The organism is Formivibrio sp. oc-25 (assembly GCF_055810895.1).
In genome coordinates this window covers 1-2,247 of the sequence record NZ_JBVVOL010000073.1, presented here as the reverse complement: position 1 = coordinate 2,247, position 2,247 = coordinate 1, and the positions used below count along the sequence as shown (strand labels likewise).

Here is a 2,247-nt window from a genome sequence, read left to right as displayed (position 1 = left end):
ATGCGCGATACGCTCAAGCTGTTCGAAGGCATCCGCAGCAAGGTGGGCTGGGATGTGCAGCTCTGCCACGACGTGCATGAACGCTTGAAGCCGATCGAAGCAATCAAGTTCGCGCAGGAGATGGAGCAATTCGACCTGTTCTTCCTTGAAGATGCAATTGCACTGGAAGAAGGCGAATGGCTGAAGGAGTTGCGTGCCAAGACCAGCATCCCGCTGGCGCAGGGTGAACTCTTCAACCACCCGTACGAGTGGAAGAAGATCATCGCCGATCACCTGATCGACTACATCCGCGTGCACCTGAGCCAGATCGGTGGCATCACCCCGGGCCGCAAGCTGCAGCTCTTCGCCGAGCAATACAACGTGCGCACCGCTTGGCACGGCCCGGGCGACATGTCGCCGATGGCGCACGCTGCCAACATCCATATCGATCTGGCCGCACGCAATTTCGGCGTGCAGGAATGGTCGGGCACCGAACCGCCCAACTTCGTGATCCAGGAACTCAAGGGTCCGCGTGAAGCGCTGCTCGACGTGTTCCCCGGCCTGCCGGAGTTCCGCAACGGTTATGTCTACGCCAACGACAAGCCGGGCCTGGGTGTGGATATCAACGAAGCGGAAGCCGCCAAGTATCCGTGCGAGAACACCATCACCACTTGGACGCAGACGCGTCTGGTCGATGGCACTTTGCAGGTGCCTTGATTTGAAAACGTAGGACGGACTTCAGTCCGTCAACGTCCGGATGGCGTGACATTGACGGGTTAAAACCCGTCCTACGGACCACCTTTAAATAACGCATGCAGATACAGCAAGTCGTTGTGTGTTTTAACCAGGAGAAGTGAGATGAAGAAGAGCATTTTCAAACACGTTGTACTGGCTTCTGCCGTTGCCGCCCTGATGTCTGGCGCTGCGCTGGCGCAAGTTACCGCCAAGATCGGCCATGCCATGCCGGATACGCATCCGCAGGCCATTGCCATGAACAAGTTTGCCGAGCTGGCACTGAAATACACCAACAACAACGTCAAGATCCAGCCGTTCCACAGCGCCACGCTCGGTAGCGATGAAAAGCAATTGCAGGGCGTACAGGCCGGTACGCAGGAGTTCTACATCGGCACGCTGGCGCCGTTCTCCACCCGCGTGAAGGAAGTCCAGATCTGGGATTTGCCGTTCATGTTTGCCAACACCAAGGAAGTGTATGCCCTGCTCGATGGCGCTTCCTCCAAGAAGATTTTTGAAAAGCTGGAGCCGACCGGCGTGGTGGGCCTGACCTGGACCGGCATGGGCTTCCGCAACCTGTCCAACAGCAAGCGTCCGGTGACCAAGCTCGAAGACATCAACGGCCTGAAGGTTCGCGTGATGACCAATCCGGTCGCGCTGGAAACCTGGAAGGTGCTGGGTGCCAACCCGACGCCGATGGCTTTCGCCGAAGTGTTTACCGCACTGGAAATCAAGGCGATCGATGGTCAGGAAAACCCGCTGCTGCACATGTACGCCAACAAGATGCAGGAAGTGCAGAAGTACATTTCGCTTTCCAACCACGTCTACACCCCGGTGGCACTGGTCGCTTCCAAGAAGTTCTGGGACAAGCTCTCGGATGCCGACAAGGCTGGCGTGAAGAAGGCTGCGGTGGAAGCCGGTCTGTACCAGCGTCAGCTGCTGGATGAAGGCGACAAGAGTGTAATCGCCAAATTCAGCCAGGCTGGCGTGAAGGTTGATGCGATTCCGGCGGCCGAGTTGGCCAAGATCCAGGACAAGGTGAAGCCGGTGGTGGCCAAGTTCACGCCACAAATCGGTGAAGACTTCGTCAAGGGCTTCTACGCCGAGATCGACGCAGCTCGCAAGGCCAAATAAACCATAAAGAGAACCATCCATCGGGCAGATCTCCTCCTCCTGCCCGATACATTGTCCCCAGGCCGTCAGGTCTGGGGGCAGGGTGGTTTTTTTCGTGTGCCGGTAGCCGATGGCTGCCGGGTAATTAGCAATTCATCCATGTTGCCTGGGTGTGGACATGGATGGTGATAGGAACTCAGAAATGGGAAAAATCCTCGACACGATGTCGGCATCGGCCATTCGGCTTCTTGAGATCATCATGGTTGTCATGATGATCGGCATGCTGATATTGGTGGGTTTGAATGTCTTCTTGCGCATCGGCTTCAATAGCGGCGTCGATTTCGCCGAAGAAGTACCGCGCTTCATGTTTATCTGGCTGACCTTCTGCGGCGCTGTCGTCGCCATGAAGCAGAACACCCACAT

At 56.7% G+C, this 2,247-nt stretch carries 3 protein-coding genes; all 3 read left to right on the top strand.

The features are described from left to right. A partial coding sequence (locus AC0KVQ_RS16325; protein WP_473422031.1) for an enolase C-terminal domain-like protein occupies window positions 1-696 on the top strand: 696 nt, incomplete at its 5' end. 141 nt (window positions 697-837) lie between these two features. Further along, window positions 838-1,845 carry a TRAP transporter substrate-binding protein gene (locus AC0KVQ_RS16320; RefSeq protein WP_473422254.1) on the top strand — a complete coding sequence of 336 codons (1,008 nt, stop codon included), beginning with the start codon at window positions 838-840 and terminating at the stop codon, window positions 1,843-1,845. 181 nt (window positions 1,846-2,026) lie between these two features. Next, on the top strand, window positions 2,027-2,247 hold a 221-nt coding region (locus AC0KVQ_RS16315), incomplete at its 3' end, for a TRAP transporter small permease (RefSeq protein ID WP_473422253.1).

Coding starts and splice junctions, on each gene's coding strand:
- AC0KVQ_RS16320 (WP_473422254.1), top strand. CDS start 838: ATGAAGAAGAGCATTTTCAAACACGTTGTACTGGCTTCTGCCGTTGCC.